Source organism: Pseudomonas sp. S2_E01, from assembly GCF_054668365.1.
In genome coordinates, this window is record NZ_CP162762.1 from 1,736,266 (window position 1) to 1,753,829 (window position 17,564).

General features: G+C 60.6%; 22 protein-coding genes and 2 tRNA genes. 9 read left to right on the plus strand and 15 right to left on the minus strand.

From position 1 onward, the window contains the following. Window positions 1–79: 79 nt before the first annotated feature. The 5 genes from AB4O36_RS07990 to AB4O36_RS08010 all read left to right on the plus strand — a co-directional run bounded on the left by AB4O36_RS07990 (window position 80) and on the right by AB4O36_RS08010 (window position 4,092). The gene (locus AB4O36_RS07990) at window positions 80–1,369 is read left to right on the plus strand and encodes an NAD(P)/FAD-dependent oxidoreductase (protein ID WP_460141421.1); all 1,290 of its coding nucleotides are present in this window, start codon (window positions 80–82) and stop codon (window positions 1,367–1,369) included. Window positions 1,370–1,395: 26 nt separating this feature from the next. After that, window positions 1,396–1,950, plus strand: a complete 555-nt coding sequence (locus AB4O36_RS07995; RefSeq protein WP_460123286.1) for a helix-turn-helix domain-containing protein — start codon at window positions 1,396–1,398, stop codon at window positions 1,948–1,950. A 21-nt stretch (window positions 1,951–1,971) separates the two neighbouring features. Continuing rightward, a complete protein-coding gene (locus AB4O36_RS08000) occupies window positions 1,972–3,318 on the plus strand; it encodes a glutamine synthetase family protein (protein ID WP_460141422.1) in 1,347 nt (448 codons plus the stop codon). 417 nt (window positions 3,319–3,735) lie between these two features. Then, window positions 3,736–3,809 (plus strand) — tRNA-Cys (locus AB4O36_RS08005). 196 nt (window positions 3,810–4,005) lie between these two features. After that, window positions 4,006–4,092, plus strand: a tRNA-Leu gene (locus tag AB4O36_RS08010). 78 nt (window positions 4,093–4,170) lie between these two features. Here the strand turns inward: AB4O36_RS08010 and AB4O36_RS08015 are convergent. From AB4O36_RS08015 to AB4O36_RS08055, 9 genes are all read right to left on the minus strand, one after another. Then, entirely contained in the window at window positions 4,171–5,142 is a 972-nt protein-coding gene (locus AB4O36_RS08015; protein WP_460142125.1) for an alpha/beta fold hydrolase, read from the minus strand. 131 nt (window positions 5,143–5,273) lie between these two features. Further along, window positions 5,274–5,471 (minus strand): hypothetical protein, encoded by a 198-nt coding sequence (locus AB4O36_RS08020; RefSeq protein WP_460123292.1) that lies wholly within the window; start codon window positions 5,469–5,471, stop codon window positions 5,274–5,276. 400 nt (window positions 5,472–5,871) lie between these two features. Further along, a complete protein-coding gene (locus AB4O36_RS08025; protein WP_460123294.1) occupies window positions 5,872–6,102 on the minus strand; it encodes a hypothetical protein in 231 nt (76 codons plus the stop codon). 107 nt (window positions 6,103–6,209) lie between these two features. Further along, entirely contained in the window at window positions 6,210–6,431 is a 222-nt protein-coding gene (locus AB4O36_RS08030) for a hypothetical protein (RefSeq protein WP_460141423.1), read from the minus strand. A 71-nt stretch (window positions 6,432–6,502) separates the two neighbouring features. Next, window positions 6,503–7,543 carry a DNA topoisomerase IB gene (locus AB4O36_RS08035; RefSeq protein WP_460141424.1) on the minus strand — a complete coding sequence of 347 codons (1,041 nt, stop codon included), beginning with the start codon at window positions 7,541–7,543 and terminating at the stop codon, window positions 6,503–6,505. 77 nt (window positions 7,544–7,620) lie between these two features. Beyond that, a complete protein-coding gene (modC, locus tag AB4O36_RS08040; RefSeq protein ID WP_460123302.1) occupies window positions 7,621–8,700 on the minus strand; it encodes a molybdenum ABC transporter ATP-binding protein in 1,080 nt (359 codons plus the stop codon). A 3-nt stretch (window positions 8,701–8,703) separates the two neighbouring features. Continuing rightward, window positions 8,704–9,384, minus strand: a complete 681-nt coding sequence (gene modB / locus AB4O36_RS08045) for a molybdate ABC transporter permease subunit (protein ID WP_460141425.1) — start codon at window positions 9,382–9,384, stop codon at window positions 8,704–8,706. After that, window positions 9,385–10,131 (minus strand): molybdate ABC transporter substrate-binding protein, encoded by a 747-nt coding sequence (gene modA / locus AB4O36_RS08050; protein WP_460141426.1) that lies wholly within the window; start codon window positions 10,129–10,131, stop codon window positions 9,385–9,387. Between the two features lie 142 nt (window positions 10,132–10,273). Continuing rightward, window positions 10,274–11,338: an NAD(P)H-dependent flavin oxidoreductase gene (locus AB4O36_RS08055; RefSeq protein ID WP_460141427.1), complete on the minus strand. Its 1,065-nt coding sequence runs from the start codon at window positions 11,336–11,338 to the stop codon at window positions 10,274–10,276. Window positions 11,339–11,576: 238 nt separating this feature from the next. Between AB4O36_RS08055 and acuI the strand changes: the two genes are divergently transcribed. Further along, window positions 11,577–12,560 carry an acrylyl-CoA reductase (NADPH) gene (acuI, locus tag AB4O36_RS08060; protein ID WP_460141428.1) on the plus strand — a complete coding sequence of 328 codons (984 nt, stop codon included), beginning with the start codon at window positions 11,577–11,579 and terminating at the stop codon, window positions 12,558–12,560. Window position 12,561: 1 nt separating this feature from the next. On the opposite strand, the gene ada is transcribed toward acuI, so the two are convergent. The 4 genes from ada to AB4O36_RS08080 form a co-directional block, all read right to left on the minus strand. Continuing rightward, on the minus strand, window positions 12,562–13,608 hold the full coding sequence (gene ada / locus AB4O36_RS08065; RefSeq protein WP_460123317.1) for a bifunctional DNA-binding transcriptional regulator/O6-methylguanine-DNA methyltransferase Ada: 1,047 nt from the start codon (window positions 13,606–13,608) through the stop codon (window positions 12,562–12,564). 86 nt (window positions 13,609–13,694) lie between these two features. Beyond that, window positions 13,695–14,360 carry a DNA oxidative demethylase AlkB gene (alkB, locus tag AB4O36_RS08070; RefSeq protein WP_460123320.1) on the minus strand — a complete coding sequence of 222 codons (666 nt, stop codon included), beginning with the start codon at window positions 14,358–14,360 and terminating at the stop codon, window positions 13,695–13,697. 11 nt (window positions 14,361–14,371) lie between these two features. After that, a complete protein-coding gene (locus AB4O36_RS08075) occupies window positions 14,372–14,542 on the minus strand; it encodes a hypothetical protein (protein WP_460123323.1) in 171 nt (56 codons plus the stop codon). Window positions 14,543–14,568: 26 nt separating this feature from the next. Continuing rightward, the gene (locus tag AB4O36_RS08080) at window positions 14,569–14,871 is read right to left on the minus strand and encodes a DUF1883 domain-containing protein (protein WP_460123325.1); all 303 of its coding nucleotides are present in this window, start codon (window positions 14,869–14,871) and stop codon (window positions 14,569–14,571) included. A gap of 213 nt (window positions 14,872–15,084) precedes the next feature. Between AB4O36_RS08080 and AB4O36_RS08085 the strand changes: the two genes are divergently transcribed. Next, the gene (locus AB4O36_RS08085; RefSeq protein WP_460123328.1) at window positions 15,085–15,444 is read left to right on the plus strand and encodes a hypothetical protein; all 360 of its coding nucleotides are present in this window, start codon (window positions 15,085–15,087) and stop codon (window positions 15,442–15,444) included. Window positions 15,445–15,515: 71 nt separating this feature from the next. After that, the gene (locus AB4O36_RS08090) at window positions 15,516–15,746 is read left to right on the plus strand and encodes a hypothetical protein (protein WP_460123331.1); all 231 of its coding nucleotides are present in this window, start codon (window positions 15,516–15,518) and stop codon (window positions 15,744–15,746) included. A gap of 11 nt (window positions 15,747–15,757) precedes the next feature. Here AB4O36_RS08090 and AB4O36_RS08095 read toward each other — a convergent pair whose 3' ends face one another. Both AB4O36_RS08095 and AB4O36_RS08100 read right to left on the minus strand, forming a co-directional pair. Next, a complete protein-coding gene (locus AB4O36_RS08095; protein WP_460123334.1) occupies window positions 15,758–16,039 on the minus strand; it encodes a hypothetical protein in 282 nt (93 codons plus the stop codon). 243 nt (window positions 16,040–16,282) lie between these two features. Further along, on the minus strand, window positions 16,283–16,468 hold the full coding sequence (locus AB4O36_RS08100; protein ID WP_460123337.1) for a hypothetical protein: 186 nt from the start codon (window positions 16,466–16,468) through the stop codon (window positions 16,283–16,285). A gap of 248 nt (window positions 16,469–16,716) precedes the next feature. Here AB4O36_RS08100 and galU point away from each other — a divergent pair, with 248 nt between their 5' ends. Continuing rightward, window positions 16,717–17,556 carry a UTP--glucose-1-phosphate uridylyltransferase GalU gene (gene galU / locus AB4O36_RS08105; protein WP_003182953.1) on the plus strand — a complete coding sequence of 280 codons (840 nt, stop codon included), beginning with the start codon at window positions 16,717–16,719 and terminating at the stop codon, window positions 17,554–17,556. Window positions 17,557–17,564 lie beyond the last annotated feature (8 nt).

The window sequence follows — 17,564 nt, forward strand, 5'->3', positions numbered from 1 at the left end:
CAGGAATGGCTTGTGCGTGTGAAATTAATCATATAAATTTTCATGAAATTTAAATAACAAAATTTCATGAGCCTCCCGCATGTTTCAACAATCCACCCGGCACGTCCCCAGCTACTACGCCCATGCCTGCGCTGATCACCTGGTCGAGCGTGCCCCCCTGGAAGGTGAGCGCGACACCGAAGTGTTGATCATCGGCGCCGGTTTCAGTGGTTTGCACACGGCGTTGCGCCTGGCCCTGGCTGGCAAGCGTGTCACCTTGCTGGAAGCCAGCCGTGTGGCGTGGGCGGCGTCGGGGCGTAATGGTGGTCAGGCGATTCTCGGTTGGTCGTGCGATATGCCGCCACTGGAAGCTGCGCTGGGTTACGAGTGGGCGCGCCGCTTGTGGGATGGCATGCGCTGGGCCGCGCGGGAATTGCGCGCCTTGCCGGCGCGGCATGATTTCGAGTGTGACTACCGCGCCGGACACCTGTGGACGTCGGTGCTGCCACGTCGGGTCGATTTGCTCACCGAGTGGCAGCATGAGGCCAGCCACAAGTGGGGCCACGACGGTTTGCAGTTCATTCCCCGTGAACAGTTGCCGCAATGGGTCGCCAGTGAGCGTTATCAGGCGGGGTTGTATGACCCCGAGGGCGGCCACCTGAATCCGCTGCGTCTCGCCCTCGGTTTGGCCGCTGCCATCGAAAACGCGGGCGGGCACATTCATGAGCAGAGCAAGGCGCTGAGCTATCGCGAAGAAGGCGGGCGCTACGTGGTGACCACCGAGCGCGGCCGTGTTCGGGCCGATGTGCTGGTACTGGCCTGCAATGCCTATCTGGATCGGCTCGATCCGCAACTGGCGAGCTGCGTGTTGCCCGTGGGCACTTATCAGGTCGCTACCGCGCCGCTTTCCCAAGGACTGGCCACCGCGCTGCTGCCGAGCAATGCCTGCGTCACCGACAACCAGTTTGTCCTCGACTACTTCCGCCGCACCCCCGATCACCGCCTGCTGTTTGGTGGCGGCTGTACCTACCTGGGCGGCATGCCCAAGGACATCGCGGCGGCCACTCGACCGTTCCTGGAGCGTGTGTTCCCCCAGCTCAAGGGCGTGGAGCTGGAATTCGCCTGGGGCGGACACATCGATCTGACCCTCAAGCGCACACCCGATATCGGCCGGCGCGGCGATCTTTACTGGCTCCAGGGCTACTCGGGCCACGGCGTGTTGCCGACATTGGCGGCGGCTCGTGCGGTGTCTGACGCGATACTCGGCCAGCCCGACGAGTTGGGCTTGTACCAGGGCCTGGTCAACGGCAGCTTCCCCGGCGGCAAATACATGGCGGCCCCGCTGGAAGCCATCGGCAAAGCCTGGTATCGCTTGCGCGACAGCCTTTGAACCGCACATTTCCGGAACGTTATCGAATGGACAGGCAAGAAGAAATCTCGGCGCTGGCGATCCTGATCCAGGACCTGCGCAAGCACAAAAAGTACACGCTCAAGGACCTGGCGGACAAAATCGGCCGCTCGGTGGGTTTTCTCTCGCAGGTCGAGCGCGGGCTCTCCCGGCCGACGGTGGCGGACCTGACCGCGATCAGCGAAACCCTCGGCGTGCCGACGACCTATTTCTACAGTTTGCCCAAGCCCATGGCCCTCCCGTGGGTGACCCGCCCCGACGAGCGCCGCACGTTGTACTACGCCGACGGGATCACCGACATCCTGGTCTCGCCGAAAATGCGCGCATCGTTCTCGATGCTCGAAAGCCTGCTCGAGCCCGGCGCCAGCAGCGGCGAGCGGCACATGAACGACAGCTCGGAGCAGGGCGGTTACGTGCTCGAAGGGCAACTCACGCTTTGGCTCGATGACGCCGAGCCAGTCACGCTTGAGGCCGGGGACAGTTTCCAGCTCGCCAGCCATGCCCATTGCCGCTACGGCAATCGCTCCGATCAACTCACCCGGGTGCTCTGGGTCTACACCTGATAAAAACAAGGGAACACAACGATGGACGCTGTCTGCTCTGATCTGGTTGCTGAAGTGCGCGCGTTTCGCGAGCGCTACCCCGACGTGCGCTACGTCGACCTGATTTCCCTGGACATCCCGGGGCATTTCTACGGCAAGCGCTATCCGATCGACCTGCTCGAAAAGGTCGCCGCTGGCAGTGCGCTCAAACTGCCGCAGAACTGTGTATTGCTCGGCACCCAGGGCGGGCTGTTCAAGATTGGCGACTATTGCTTCAACGACGGTGACCCGGATGCGCCGCGCCGCCTCGTGCCAGGCACCCTGAAGATCGTCGACTGGGAAAAGCAGCCCGTGGGCCAGATGCTGATCACCTCCAGCGACACGGAAAAACCCATTGTATTCGAACCACGGGAAGTCCTGGCGCAGGTGCTGGCGCGGTTGGAACGCAAAGGCATTTTCCCGGTAGTGGCTTTCGAGCTGGAGTTCTACCTCTTCGATCGCCAGTTGCGTGAAGGTTTGCCACAGTTTGCCCGGGATGCAGCGACCGATGACGCCGATGACCAGCCCAACATGCACATCGAACGGCTGACGCGTTTCGCGCCAGTGCTCGATGACATGGTAGAGACCGCAAGGGCACAAGGCATCGACACCACGGTGATCACCGCCGAACTGGGGCCGGGCCAGTTCGAAATCAATTTCGGCCACCTCGACGATGGTCTCCGCGCCGCCGACTGGGCCGCACTGTTCTGCCGCAGCACCCGTGGTGTGGCGATGAAGCACGACTACCGCGCCAGCTTCATGTCCAAACCTTATTTGCAGCATCCGGGTAGCGGCATGCATGTTCACGTGAGCTTGTATGACCAGGCGGGCAACAACTTGCTGGCCGCCAATGACCAGAAACCGTTGCGCCATGCCATCGCAGGCTGCCTGCAACTGATCCCGCACTGCATGCCGATCTTCGCGCCGAACCACAACGCCATGCGGCGCCTGAGCGGCACCACCAACATTGCCACGCGGGCCAGTTGGGGCTTTGAAGATCGTGACGCCTGCGTACGCGTGCCCGAGTCGGACCCGAAAAACCTGCGCATCGAACATCGCCTGTCAGGCGCCGATGCCAACCCGTACCTGGTGCTGGCCGCTATCCTCGTGGGCATGGAGCATGGGCTGGAGGCACAGCAGGAGCCGATCAAGCCGCTCAACGAAGATCGCGGCAGTGGCGTGGACTTCCCGACGGAAATGCTGGAGGCCGTGCGCGCCATGCAAAATCATGAGCCTGTGCGCGAGGGGCTGGGCGCGGAGTTCTTGATGGTCTACTGCGAAAACAAGCGCCAGGACCATCTGGCCTTCCTGCAGGACATCAGTGCCCGTGAGTACCGCTGGTACCTGTAAATGGACCACCTGTCGCGCAGCGTCCCCGGAAAACATGTGGATATTGAAGGGGTTAAAGGTGTTTTTAACCATGCAGTGAACTAAAATATCTTGTTACATGGTGAAAATGACCGTAACATTCGGCCCGCGTTCACCACCACGGTTTATGCATTTTTAGATCCCGGGCGTCCATCAGCTGCCCGGGATTTTTTTTGCCTGTCATTGGCGGGCGAGTGCACAAACCTCAGCGGGCGTTCCAGTCTTCGACAGATTTTTTTTGAAATCAAGGGGTTGTCAGCCCCGGCAAATCAGTCCATAATTCACGCCATCGAAAGCACTGATCGCTGAAAAAGCTCAATGTTTTCAAGGAGTTGGATCTTGAATCTACTCCAGGTTTGTACGCCTTTGATGTTGTTTCAATTGCATCAGGGGCATTGGGGCCGAGTAGCAAAATGGTTATGCAGCGGATTGCAAATCCGCCTACGCCGGTTCGATTCCGACCTCGGCCTCCACTCTTAAAATAGCTCCGTAGATCAATGATTTACGGAGCTTTTTTATTTGCGCCACCCAGCAAGATTTAGTCTTGAAAAGGGCCTGCGCGAACTTGCTTCACCCGGACGGGATGTATATATTTCGTCCTCTGTTTTACAAGCGTCAGAACTGACAGACCTACACGTGTCAGTGTTCAGATCGCTTGACCGCGCTACCGCCCGAATGGCGAAACTGGTAGACGCATGGGACTTAAAATCCCCCGCTCGTAAGGGCGTGCCGGTTCGATTCCGGCTTCGGGCACCATTCAAAACCAAGGGTTTGCGGGCGAAAGCCGACGCAAACCCTTGTTCGTTTCCAGCTCGCACATTCGCGAGCCCCCCATCACCCCGTGATAAACGCCAACAAATCTGCATTGATCGTCTCTGCGTGCGTCGTGCACATGCCGTGTGGCAGGCCAGGGTAGGTTTTCAGCGTGCCATGCTTGAGCAGTTTGATGCTCAGGCGTGCGGAGTCTTCGATGGGCACGATCTGGTCGTCTTCTCCGTGCAGCACCAGGGTGGGCACTTGGATCATTTTCAGGTCTTCGGTGAAGTCGGTTTCGGAGAAGGCCTTGATGCAGTCGTATTGCGCCTTGGCACCGCCGTTCATACCCTGGCGCCACCAGTTGTCGATCACCGGTTGCGAGACTTTGGCGCCTGGCCGGTTGAAGCCATAGAAAGGGCCGGCCGCGACGTCTCGGTAGAAGTTCGCGCGGTTGGCGGCGAGTGCTTCGCGAAAACCATCGAATACTTTCAGGGGCAAGCCACCGGGATTTTTTGCCGTTTGCAGCATGATGGGCGGGACGGCGCCGATCAGCACGGCCTTGGCGACGCGACCATTGCCGCCATGGCGTGCGACGTAGCGGGCTGCTTCGCCGCCACCGGTGGAGTGACCGATGTGGACGGCGCCCTTGAGGTCGAGGTGGGCTGCCAGTTCGGCGAAGTCGGCGGCGTAGGTGTCCATGTCGTTGCCGGTGGCGGTCTGGCTGGACCGGCCGTGACCACGGCGGTCATGGGCGATCACGCGAAAGCCTTTGCTCAGGAAGAACAGCATCTGGTTATCCCAGTCGTCCCCGGACAGCGGCCAGCCGTGATGGAAAACGATGGGTTGGCCGGTGCCCCAGTCCTTGTAGAACAGACGGGTGCCGTCCTTGAGTGTGAGGTAGCCCGAACCCTGATGGTTTGATCGGCTGGCTGGCGCTGTGGGCCTACCCGGCTGACCTGCCAGGGCAGGCACGGCCACTGCCAATGCGGCCACCGTCAGGCCAGCGTTCATCAGGGCACGGCGGGAGGTTCCTTGGATTTCGTCGGTCATGGTGAGCGTTCTCGTCTGGGTGCCGCGTTTGCGGCGGATGAACGAGAACACTATGCCCAGGCAGGACACGGAACCATCGTCCATGTGTATCGCATTGCCATACTTAAGTTTTGCCGCCGCAGGCGGCTGCGCTATGGCTGGCTGCCCCATTCCTGACGCCGCTCGACGCCCGCAGGGTTGCCCGTGTTCACCAGGCGTCTCTCCACCAGAATATTCTGTAAGGCCTGGCGGGCGCTGGGGTCCAGTTGATGTTCGCGTTCCTTGAGCTCCAGCAGGATCGGACTGGACCACATGCGATAGGTTTTCTCGGCTTCATGAATACGTGTCATCGCTCCTCCTTGATCAGGTGTTCACACAACAGGTCGACGCTGGCTGGATGCGTTATCAATCCTAGCCGAGCAAACCCGTTATCGCCCCAGCCGAACGTCGTTCTCTTGCCTGTCAACTTGTCGCACCGTCGCGATGCCCAACGCGTCTTGGACGTTGATGCTCGCGGTTCAGAGAGAAGGCATTTTTAGCGGGCAAAAAAAGACCCGCATGCGGGCGGGTCAGGGTTCAAAAAGGAGTGATTTGACTGTACGAAGGCCAATGTGAATACGGCGTGAAACCGCCAGGCAAAAAAAGCCCGACACCCGATCTGGGCGGTGTTTGGCGACAAACGGTCAGGCACGACGGAAGTCGGCGAACCACGCGTCACCGTCAGACGTCCCGAGAAAGAATGTTCTTGCGTCATCTGAACCGTGGCAGTGGCCGATCGACGGGCTTGAGCGCCGACAGCGTATTGCGAATCAGCGGTGTGTCCTTCTCGATGTCGTTCAGGCGATCACGAATCCTGAGGGCGGTCGGGTGCCCCCCTTGATGATCGACCCAGTCGGCGATTTCCTTGCAAGCCGCCGCCAAGCGGGCCTGGCGTGAATCCAGCAAGGTCAGCAGGGTGGTGATGGACTCTTTTTCGGACATGGCAAACCTCCGTTCAAGAAACCTGGCAAAAATGGCATCAAAAAGCCCGCCTCAGGCGAGCTGTTGCCGTTGCTGGTCCCTCAGCCATTTGAGTATAGACCCGGGCTTCAACCTTGCCGGGCGGTCACGCGTGATTGGGCATTGAGTTGCCGGCAAATGCGCTGGGCGTCTTCCTCGCATTCATAGCCGTCACCGATGAAGCCGTTGGTGCGAGTATCGGCGATGCGGTACCACACAGCGGCCTCAGGGGATTGATGTTCGGATTCCCCGGCTCGGCGGCCATGGATGACGATCTTGTTGCAGCGCTTGACGACGAAAAAGTCTTCCATTGCCCCACCGAAGCTGAATTTCTATCAGGTCTACTATAGAAGCCCTGCGTGATCATGCAAAAAATGCGCGGTCAGTTCGTCGGTTGGTTGGCCTCGATCATCTGCTCAAGGTACATCGCCAATCCGACTTCTTCGGCGCGCAGGCCCTTGCGTGTTCTGGGTCGCGGCAATGCGGCCAAGGCCCCCAGCAGAAATCCCTCGAGAACCGCCGGGTGGATGTAGCACTTGCGGCACACTGCCGGAGTGTTGCCCAGTTGCCTTGCCACTTCCTTTACCATGTTTACGACATGGCGCTTGGCGTCCGACTCCGGCTCCCACTGCAGTTCACGCAGCACCGCCAGTGCCAGGGCGCTGCCGGCCCAGGTACGGTAATCCTTGGCGGTAAAGTCGGCGCCGGTCAGGCTTTGCAGGTAGGCGTTGACATCGGACGAAGTGACGCTGTGCCGCTCGCCGTTTTCATCCAGGTACTGAAACAGGTTTTGCCCCGGAATTTCCTGGCAGCGCTTGATGATCCGCGCCAGGCGCCGGTCCTTCACCGTGATCTGGTGTTCTACGCCGCTCTTGCCGCGAAACTGGAAACGGATCGCCGAGCCATTGACCTCGACGTGACGGTTGCGCAGGGTGGTCAGCCCATAGGAACGGTTGTCGCGCGCATACTGCGTATTGCCCACACGAATCAAGGTCGCATCGAGCAGGGTGATGACCGTGGCCATGACTTTGTCGCGACTGAAGCCCGGTGCGTCCAGCAGCGCTTCCAGTTGTCGACGCAGCTTGGGCAGGGCGAGGCCGAAGTCGCGCAAGCGCGAATACTTGTCGGCATCGCGCACCTCCCGCCAGCGTGGGTGATAGCGGTACTGCTTGCGTCCCCGGGCATCGCGACCGGTGGCTTGCAGGTGGCCACGAGGGTCGGCGCAGATCCACACATCGGTATAGGCCGGCGGAACGGCCAGGGCGTTGATGCGTTTGATTTCGTCGGGGTCGGTGATGCGCTGGCCCGCGGCGTCGAAATAGCAGAACTTGCCGCGCAGCTTCCTGCGGGTGAGTCCGGGCTGGGCATCGTCGACATAATGCAGGTCGGGGGGGAGCATGTCGGGAAGGGTGGAATCGGGCATGGCAACAATCCTTGGGCGCGAATCAGAGGGGCCGTTACAGCCATTGACCGCAGCCTGTTGCCGTCGTGCCAGCGAATTTACGCCAGCACGGCCACCGCCTTGATTTGCGCCCAGAGCTGCTGACCGGGGTGCACATTCAACTGATCACGGGAGTAACGGGTGATGCGCGCCAGCAGCGGCGTGCCAGCGGCGTCCAGACGGATCAGGACGTGAGCGGCATTCTCCGCGCCCAGCTCACTGACCACCGTCACCGGCAGGCGATTGAGGATGCTGCTGGGTTCGTTGCCATGCAGGCTCAGGCTGACATCCCGCGCCTGCACCTTGCCGCGCAGCGCCTGGCCGACCGCCATCGGTGTGTGGGCTACACGAATGTTCAGCTCGCTGTTGGGCAGTTGCAGGGTCAGCAGTTGATAATCGCGGTCATAGGCACTGACCTGGCCTTCGATCACTACGCCGGCGTCATCGCCCTGGGCCAACGGCAAGTCGAGACGGGCCAGGGTGTCGCCGATGGGACCGCTGGCCAAGGCTTTGCCCTCGCTGAGCAGCACGATATGGTCGGCCAGCCGCGCCACTTCATCCTGGGAATGGCTGACGTACAGCACCGGGATGTCGAGATCATCGTGCAAACGCTGCAGATACGGCAGTATTTCGTTTTTGCGTTGCGCATCCAGCGCCGCCAGCGGTTCGTCCATCAGCAGCAGTTGCGGGCTGGTCAGCAGGGCGCGGGCGATGCCGACACGCTGGCGTTCGCCGCCGGACAGGTGTTGCGGATGGCGATCGAGCAGATGGCTGATCCCCAGCAACTGGGTGGCATGCGTCAGGTCTACCCGGCGCTGCGGCTTCGGGATGCGCTTGAGGCCGAACTCCAGGTTGGCCCGCACCGACAGATGCGGGAACAGACTGGCCTCCTGGAATACATAACCAATGGCACGCTTGTGCGGTGGGACGAAAAGGTTCTTTTCGCTGTCCTGCCAGACTTCATCGTTGACCTGGACAAACCCCTGTTCGGCGCGCTCCAGACCGGCGATACAACGCAGGCAGGTGGTCTTGCCCGAGCCGGAATGACCGAACAGCGCGGTGACGCCGCGCCCCGGCAATTTCACATCCACATCCAGGGCGAAGCCTGAATACTTCAACTTCAAGCGCGTGTGAATCATCGATCAGCTCCAGCCGGCTTTGGTTTTGCGGCTGGAATACAGCGCCAGCAACACGGCGAACGAGAACACCAGCATGGCTCCGGCCAGCCAATGCGCCTGGGCATACTCCATGGCTTCGACGTGATCGTAGATCTGCACCGAAACCACTCGGGTCTTGTCGGGAATGTTGCCGCCGATCATCAGCACCACGCCGAACTCGCCGACGGTGTGGGCAAATCCCAGGATCGCGGCGGTGATGAAGCCCGGTCGGGCCAGGGGCAGGATGACGCTGAAGAACACGTCCCAAGGGTTGGCGCGCAAGGTCGCGGCCACTTCCAGCGGGCGGGTGCCAATGGCGGAAAAGGCGTTTTGCAGAGGCTGCACCACAAACGGCATCGAATAGAGCACCGAGCCTATGACCAGGCCTGCAAAACTGAAACTCAGGGTGCCCAGCCCCAATGACTGGGTTAACTGGCCGACAAAGCCGTTCGGCCCCAGCGCCAGCAACAGATAAAAACCAATCACCGTCGGTGGCAGCACCAGGGGCAGGGCGACGATGGCGCCGACCGGACCGCGCAGCCAGGAACGGGTGCGCGACAGCCACAGTGCAACGGGAGTGCCGACAATCAGCAGGATGACCGTGGTCAGGGAGGCCAGCTTGAGGGTCAGCCAGATTGCGGAAAAATCGGCACTCGACAGGGACATTTAGAGCTCGTAGCCGTAGGACTTGATGACCGCAGCGGCTTTGGGCCCCTTGAGGTAGTCAACCAGCGCCTTGGCGGCCGGGTTGTCCTTGCCCTTGTTGAGGATCACTGCGTCTTGTTTGATCGGATCGTGCAGGCTGGCGGGAACGATCCACGCCGAGCCGCTGGTGACTTTGCCGTCTTTATAGATCTGCGACAAGGCGACAAAGCCCAGTTCGGCATTGCCGGTGGAGACGAACTGGAAAGCCTGGGTAATGTTCTGGCCTTCGACGAGCTTGTCCTTGACCTGGTCGGTCAGGCCTTGTTTGGCCAGGACTTGCGTGGCAGCGAGGCCGTAAGGTGCAGTTTTCGGGTTGGCAATCGACAGGTGCTTGTATTGGTTGTCGGCCAGGACCTTGCCCTTGGCATCGACGTAACCGTCCTTGGCCGACCACAGCGCCAGGGTGCCGACCGCATAGGTGAAGCGCGAACCCTTGACCGTGTCACCCTCGCTTTCCAGTTTGGCCGGGGTGGTGTCGTCGGCCGACAGGAACACCTCGAACGGCGCGCCGTTCTTGATCTGCGTGTAGAACTGGCCGGTGGCGCCGAAGGAAGTGACCAGTTTGTGCCCGGTGTCTTTCTCGAAGTCGGCAGCGAGGGCCTGGATGGGCGCTGTGAAGTTGGCCGCGACGGCGACCTGGACTTCGTCGGCGTGAGCGAAGGCCGTGGTGAAAACGGCGAGCAGGGCGGCAGAGACACGAATGGTCATGAAAAACAGCTCCGTTATAGGCAGTTATTTCGAGAGATAAATCGCTATGTAAAAAACTATATAGCGAAATGCCTGTAAACGGAATCCATCGGATGCGTCGAATTGCCTCGTAGCAGCCAGCGACGGCTGCTACGAGGGATCATCAGGCGCGAGTCAGTTTGGCCAGGCCTTCTTTGGCGAGTTGCCGGGTCAGCTCGGCCGTTGTCATCTCGACGGACAACCGGAACGCCTGTCCGGCCCAGAGATTGGCGAACTGCGCTTCACCCTTGGCGCGCAGCGGCATCAAGGCACCACCGGCCAAGGGGAAAGCCGGTGCCTTGTCGCTCATGGGGCCGAGTTCATGCATCACTCGATTGAAAATGCCCCGGGCCGGGCGGCCCGTGAACAGGTTGGTGAGTGCGGTGTCGCTTTCTTTTGCGGTGCGCAACGCCTGGTGGTGGGAAGCGCTGACCTTGGCTTCTGGCGTGAACAGATAGGCCGTGCCGACTTGCACCGCCGAAGCCCCGAGCACAAACGCCGCGGCAACACCTCGTGCATCGGCAATGCCACCGGCGGCAATCACCGGGACCTTCACTGCGTCGACGATCTGTGGCAACAACGCGAAGAGACCGACCTGTCTGCTGACGTCATCGGCGATGAACATGCCGCGATGGCCGCCGGCCTCGTTGCCCATGGCGATGATCGCATCGCAGCCATGCTGTTCCAGCCAGATGGCTTCTTCGACCGTGGTGGCCGAGGACAGAACCTTGGCCCCGGTCGCCTTGACCCGGTCGAGCAAGGATTTTTCCGGCAGGCCGAAGTGAAAACTCACCACTTCGGGACGCAGTTCTTCAACGATTTTGCAGGTGGCATCATCGAACGGTGCGCGATTGGACACGGGTGTCGGTGCGTCGAAATCCACGCCCAGTTCGCGGTAGTAAGGTTCCAGCAGATTTTTCCAGTCCCGGGCACGCTGTTCATCGCCGGCGGGCGGCTGGTGACAGAAGAAGTTGACGTTGATGGGGCGACTGGATTGCTCGCGAATGCTTTTCAGGTCCTCGCGCAGTTGCTCGGTGCTCAACAGGGCGGCGGGCAGGGAGCCCAAGCCACCGGCCTCGTTCGTCGCGACCACCATGGCGACAGTGGTTGCACCGGCCATGGGCGCCTGGATGATCGGCAGTTCGATCCCCAGCAGGTCAATGATTCGGGTGTCTGGCCATTGGCTCATTTGCAGGTTTCTCCGACATCAAAACAGGGCAGGGAGGGTTTTACCACGCCACCCCCTGTAGGAGCGAGCTTGCTCGCGATGGCGGCGTGTCAGTCGCCTTGATGCTGGATGTGCTGGACCCATCGCGAGCAAGCTCGCTCCTACAGGGGGTGGGGGTGGCCGAAAGTCGGGTGTGGGGATCGGGCGCGAATGTGTTATTCCATTGCATCACAACCCGACAAATGCGCAGGAGACAGCCATGTTCCAAGGTATTTTGATCGACAAGGACGACAGCGGTTACCGCGCCTCGCTGCAACAGATCAACGACGATCAACTGCCCGAGGGCGATGTGACGGTGCGGGTGGCGTACAGCACGCTGAATTTCAAGGACGGTCTGGCCATCACCGGCAGCAGCCCGGTGGTGCGCAAATTCCCGATGGTGCCGGGTATCGATCTGGCAGGGACAGTCGAAAGCAGCGGGCATCCGGACTACAAGGTCGGTGACCAGGTCCTACTCAATGGTTGGGGTGTCGGCGAAGGGCACTGGGGCGGGCTGGCGCAGAAGGCGCGACTCAATGGCGACTGGCTGATCCCGCTGCCACACCCGTTTTCTCCCGCCCAGGCCATGGCCATTGGCACCGCCGGTTACACGGCGATGCTGAGTATCCTGGCGCTGGAACATAACGGCGTAGCCCCTGAACAGGGCGAAGTCCTGGTGACCGGCGCCAACGGTGGAGTCGGCAGTTTTGCCATTGCCTTGCTCAGCAAGCTCGGATACCGGGTAGTCGCCTCCACCGGGCGCACCTCGGAACACGATTACCTCAAGCGCCTGGGCGCCAATGAAATCATCGACCGTGCCACATTGTCAGAGCCGGGCAAGCCACTGGCCAAGGAGCGTTGGGCGGCGGTGATCGACTCGGTGGGCAGCCACACTTTGGCCAACGCCTGTGCCAGCACCAAGGCCAACGGCACAGTTGCCGCGTGCGGCCTGGCCCAGGGCATGGATTTTCCGGCGTCTGTGGCGCCGTTCATTCTGCGCGGCGTGACCCTGGCCGGGATCAACAGCGTGACCCAACCCAAGGCCAGACGTATCGAGGCATGGAACCGACTGGCCAGCGATCTGGACTGCGCATTGCTGCCACTGATCAGTCACGAAATTGGCCTCAGCGAAGTGATCGAAGCCGCACCGCGGTTGCTCGCCGGCCAGTTGCGTGGGCGGGTGGTGGTGGATGTGAACCGCTGATTCAGTGCGACTCGCGGTCCAGTAACAGGCGTTTGCGCTCTACGCCCCAGCGGTAGCCCGACAGATTGCCATCGCTGCGCACCACGCGGTGGCAGGGGATGGCCACCGCGATGCTGTTCGCGCCGCAGGCCTGGGCCACGGCGCGCACGGCCTTCGGCGCGCCGATGCGCTGGGCGATATCGGCGTAGCTGGCGGTGCTGCCCACCGGGATTTCACGCAGGGCTTGCCAGACCCGCTCTTGAAACGCCGTGCCGCGCACGTCCAGCGGCAAATCCAGGCCGATGGCCGGGGCTTCGATAAAACCGACGACCCTGGCGATCAGTTGCTCGAACTCGGGGTCGGCGCCGATCAGGTTGGCGCGGCGAAACCTGTCCTGCAGGTCGCAGACCAACTGGTGCGGATCGTCGCCCAATAGAATCGCGCAGACACCCCGCGAGCTTTGCGCGACTAATATTGCGCCTAACGAACACTGGCCGACGGCAAAACGGATGTCGTTGTTCTGCCCCTCGGCACGGTAGTCACCGGGCTTCATGCCCAGCACCTGGTCCGCCGCCGCATAAAAACGCCCGTTGGAATTGAAGCCGGCGTCATACAGCGCATCGGTCACCGAACCTGCCCCCGCCAGGTGCTGACGGACCTTGCGTGAGCGGTGCGCCGTGGCATAGCCCTTGGGGGTTAGGCCAGTGATGGTTTTGAATACTCGATGGAAGTGAAAACTGCTCAAGCCGGCCGCATCGGCCAACTCGCCCAGGGTCGGCAAGTGCTCGGCGGACTCGATCTGGCGACACGCCGCGGCGACCGTCGCTGCATGTTGCGTGGCGCCGTCGCTGTGATCCTTCACCGCACGTTTGCTCGGACGATAACCCGCCGCCTGGGCCTGCTCGGCTGAATCGAAGAACTCGACGTTCTGCGGTTTGGGCAAGCGGGCCAGGCTGCTCGGGCGACAGTACACCCCTGTGGTTTTCACCGCATACACAAACTGTCCGTCGGCGCGGGGATCGCGGGCGACGACGGCGGCCCAGCGGGGATCGTTCTCGATGGTGGTCATGGCGTGAAGTCCGTTGATCCGTTTGAGTCAGATTAACCAGTCGACGAGGTCGCTGCACTCCGGGTCTTGCGGTCAAACTCGAATGATCAATGAGCAGTGCGAAAAGTGAAGTTGATGCGCTGCTCGCCCAGGCGCGGGTGCACGCCTGGCTTGATCGGCAAAATCCCGTGATAACGCAAGCGGTCGACACCGCCCCAGACCACGATGTCGCCATGAAACAACGGCACCCGCTGGCTTTTTTCACTGCGCTCGAATCCACCGAACAGAAACATCGCCGGCAGCCCGAGTGACACCGAAACGATCGGCGCCGCGTAGGACGCTTCGTCCTTGTCCTGATGCAATGACATTTTCGCGCCGGGAATATAGCGGTTGATCAGGCAGGAATCTGGCACGAAGTCGGCAAAACCGGCTTCCAGCGCCGCCGCCTGGGCGAGGGCGAAAAAAACAGCGGGCATCTCGGGCCAAGGGGCCTGGGTACGTGGGTCCAGGTGCGAATAGCGGTAACCGCTGCGGTCGGTGGTCCAGCCCCAGTTGCCGCAACTGCTCAACGCGGCGGACATGGTGAAACCGCCGGGGGTGACCATCTGCCGAAACGGCGCCACCGCCAGCACCGTTTCCAGCGCTGGCAGTAATTGCTCCAGCCAGGGCAGGGCGAAGCCGCGCAAGACGTAGGACTGTTCGCCAATCTGCTCGCGCCGGGGCGCTTGTTCGGGCTCAACATCGGCAAACAGATCAAAGGTGATCGGGTTCATGGTGCGCAGTATTACAGCGCCTTGCTGACGCTGATTTCGCTGATGACATCGTCGCCGGCGCCATGCAAGGCATCCAGGGCTGCCTTGGCTTCTGCTTCGGTGCCGTTTTCCAGTTGGGCAAACTCGAAGCGGCGCTCACCGTTGAGCTTGTACTTGATGACGTATTTAGTGGTTAGAGCCATGGTCGTGCCTGTGCGTCGAGTGCCGTTCAGCTCAGTTTGGTGCTGGAACGACGGATGATTTTGATCGAGTGAGTCAGGGTCGGTTTGCGGGTCACGCTGATTGCCCGGCGGCTGACAGTGTCGATGGTGATGTTCCAGAATCCGGTACTCGGTGCGGTAATGCGCGCCGGGAAGGTGTCGAACGCGCCACCATGGTAGGTGTGACGGCCGCCATTCTTGAAACTGCGGAAATTGGCGTCGTTCATCAAACGGATGTTGCACGTCTGCGAGCATTGGATGACGACGATGTCGTCCTCGTTGAGGTGCTCTCGCTGGTGGATAAATTTCATGGGGGCGCCTCCAAAAGGGCTTTTTCTACAAAATCAAAACGATAGCCAGGGTGATTGGCGCAGTTTATCAGCCTGGACGGGTTATTATCCGACCGCCGGGCATCGCTTTGGCAATTAAACAAAGTATTTCGAAAATTCAATGAACGAAAAAGCAGGGGGCCATGGAGAAAATCAGCGTTTGCGCTGTCCGAGGCTCTTTGTCGGAGGTTTTGTATGAAATGGGCTGTGTGGGTCTTGCCGTGCGCGTTGGCGATGAGTGGTTGTGCGAGCGTCAAGGAAATCAATGAATCGCTGCCGACCATGAACGTGATTTCCGGCAAGAAGCCCCATGAGTACGCGCAATGCCTGAGCGAAAAACTGGCCAGCAGCCGCAGCCCCCTGCAAATCGAGCCGCAAGGCAAGGATGCGGTACGGGTGATTGTGCCGCAGAAATTTTCCTCGGGCCCTGCCGCAGTGTTCGATATCGAGGAACGCTCCGGTGGCAGCAGCATCAAGCTGCACGAACGCATTTCCAATGTGCCCCTGCGTCCGATGGATGTACGCAACGCCGCCACCGCCTGCATTTCCGGCTGATAGAATACCGCCCGTCAGCACCGATGCCGCCACAGCAACGCTTGGCGGCATTGTCATTTCTGGAGTCGAGCATGAAGCGAGAGCAGGTACGGGAGCGCCATGCAGAGGGTCAAATCTCTGCCACCCATGTGATTCAAAACCCGGCGGAGCCGGCGCAATGGATTGTGTTCTTCAAGAAAAGCGCGGGGCGCAGTTATTTTCTGGTGGACGACAACGACGAAGTCGAATCCTTCGCACGTCTCGATGACTTGATCGAGACGGTGCGTGGGCTGGGCATCAAGTTCGCAGAGATCCACATGTAGGGCAGGGCGCCTTACTTGCAGACCACCACGACGCTGCGGTTCTTGTAGTTGCCGATGTCGACCCCCAGCGTCTTGTCCTCTTCTTTGGGAGACGGTGTGCCGTCGGTGCCAACGATTCGATAGCCGGTGCCGGCGCAGGAGGCATCGGCTTTTTCGTAACACGTCGCCCAGGAATTGGCTTCCCCCGAGCAGTCGATGGCGAGGCCTTGCTCGCCATTGCCCAGGTAAGTGGTTTCGGTGGTGGCACAGCCACCCAGGGCCAGGAGCGCAATCAACGGTAGCAGTTTGTTCATGTTTGGGTCGTCGTCAGGATAATGGGGCTAAGTCTGTGACAGCGCCGTGAGCAAAAGGTTATAGCCAAAGGCCATGTCTTTCTCAATCTCCCGAGATGCCTGTAGGAGCGAGCATGTCGAATCGTCGCACCGTCGCGATGGTGGCTCAGGCACCGCGGGCATCCAGACAGCCAGCGTCATCGTTGACGCCCATCGCGACGGTTCGACGCCTCGACATGCTCGCTCCTACAGGGGACGGGTGTGTCAGGTGTCCTTGCTGCGCCGCGCAGGTGCCGGGCGCTCCAGTTCCAGCACGCTGGCCACTTCAACGGCCATCTTCTCGCTCGGGAATGGCCCGGCAATGCGCTCGCCGTTGGCGCTGTCGACCCACCACTGGCCATCGCTGGATTTGTTGATCAGGAACCCGTTGACGCTTTTTGCTGCCGACATCTATCTGCCTCGTTGGCTGGTTGAATCGCGGCATGATAGCGTCAAAAGGCCGCATCCGCCGCCTGCGAATTCCCGGCGTCGACGCGATTTTCTGCTATGCCTAATGGCACTCCAGCAATTACGCGGAACTATCCGCTGGAATATTTCTCTATGTTGGCATCGGTTAGCCAGTGCGGGGCATTGTAAGGTGCACGCCGCCTGATTAGACTGCGCCGAAACTCGTACACACAGCCCTTTCAAGGACTTTTATGATCAAGAAATGCTTGTTCCCAGCAGCCGGTTACGGTACTCGCTTCCTGCCAGCGACTAAGGCCATGCCCAAGGAAATGCTGCCGGTGGTAAACAAGCCACTGATCCAGTACGGCGTCGAAGAGGCACTGGATGCCGGTTTGACCGAAATCTCCATTGTCACCGGTCGCGGCAAGCGCGCCCTGGAAGACCACTTCGACATCAGCTACGAGCTGGAAAACCAGATCAAGGGCACCGACAAGGAGAAATACCTGGTCGGCATCCGCAAGCTGCTTGACGAGTGCTCGTTCTCCTACACCCGCCAGACCGAAATGAAGGGCCTGGGTCACGCGATCCTGACCGGCCGCCCACTGATCGGTGACGAACCGTTTGCCGTGGTGCTGGCGGACGACCTGTGCGTCAACCTCGAAGGCGACGGCGTCCTGACCCAGATGGTCAAGCTGTACAAGCAATTCCGCTGCTCGATCGTCGCGATCCAGGAAGTCGACCCGCAGGAAACAAACAAGTACGGCGTGATCGCCGGCGAGATGATCCGCGACGACATCTACCGTGTACACAGCATGGTCGAGAAGCCAAAACCGGAAGACGCGCCATCGAACCTGGCGATCATCGGTCGTTACATCCTGACCCCGGACATCTTCGACCTGATCGAACAAACCGAGCCGGGCAAAGGCGGTGAAATCCAGATCACTGACGCCCTGATGAAACAAGCCCAGAACGGCTGCGTCATGGCCTACAAGTTCAAGGGCAAGCGTTTCGACTGCGGCGGCGCCGAAGGCTACATCGACGCCACCAACTTCTGCTTCGAGAACTTCTACAAGACCGGCAAGGCTTACTGATAACGCCA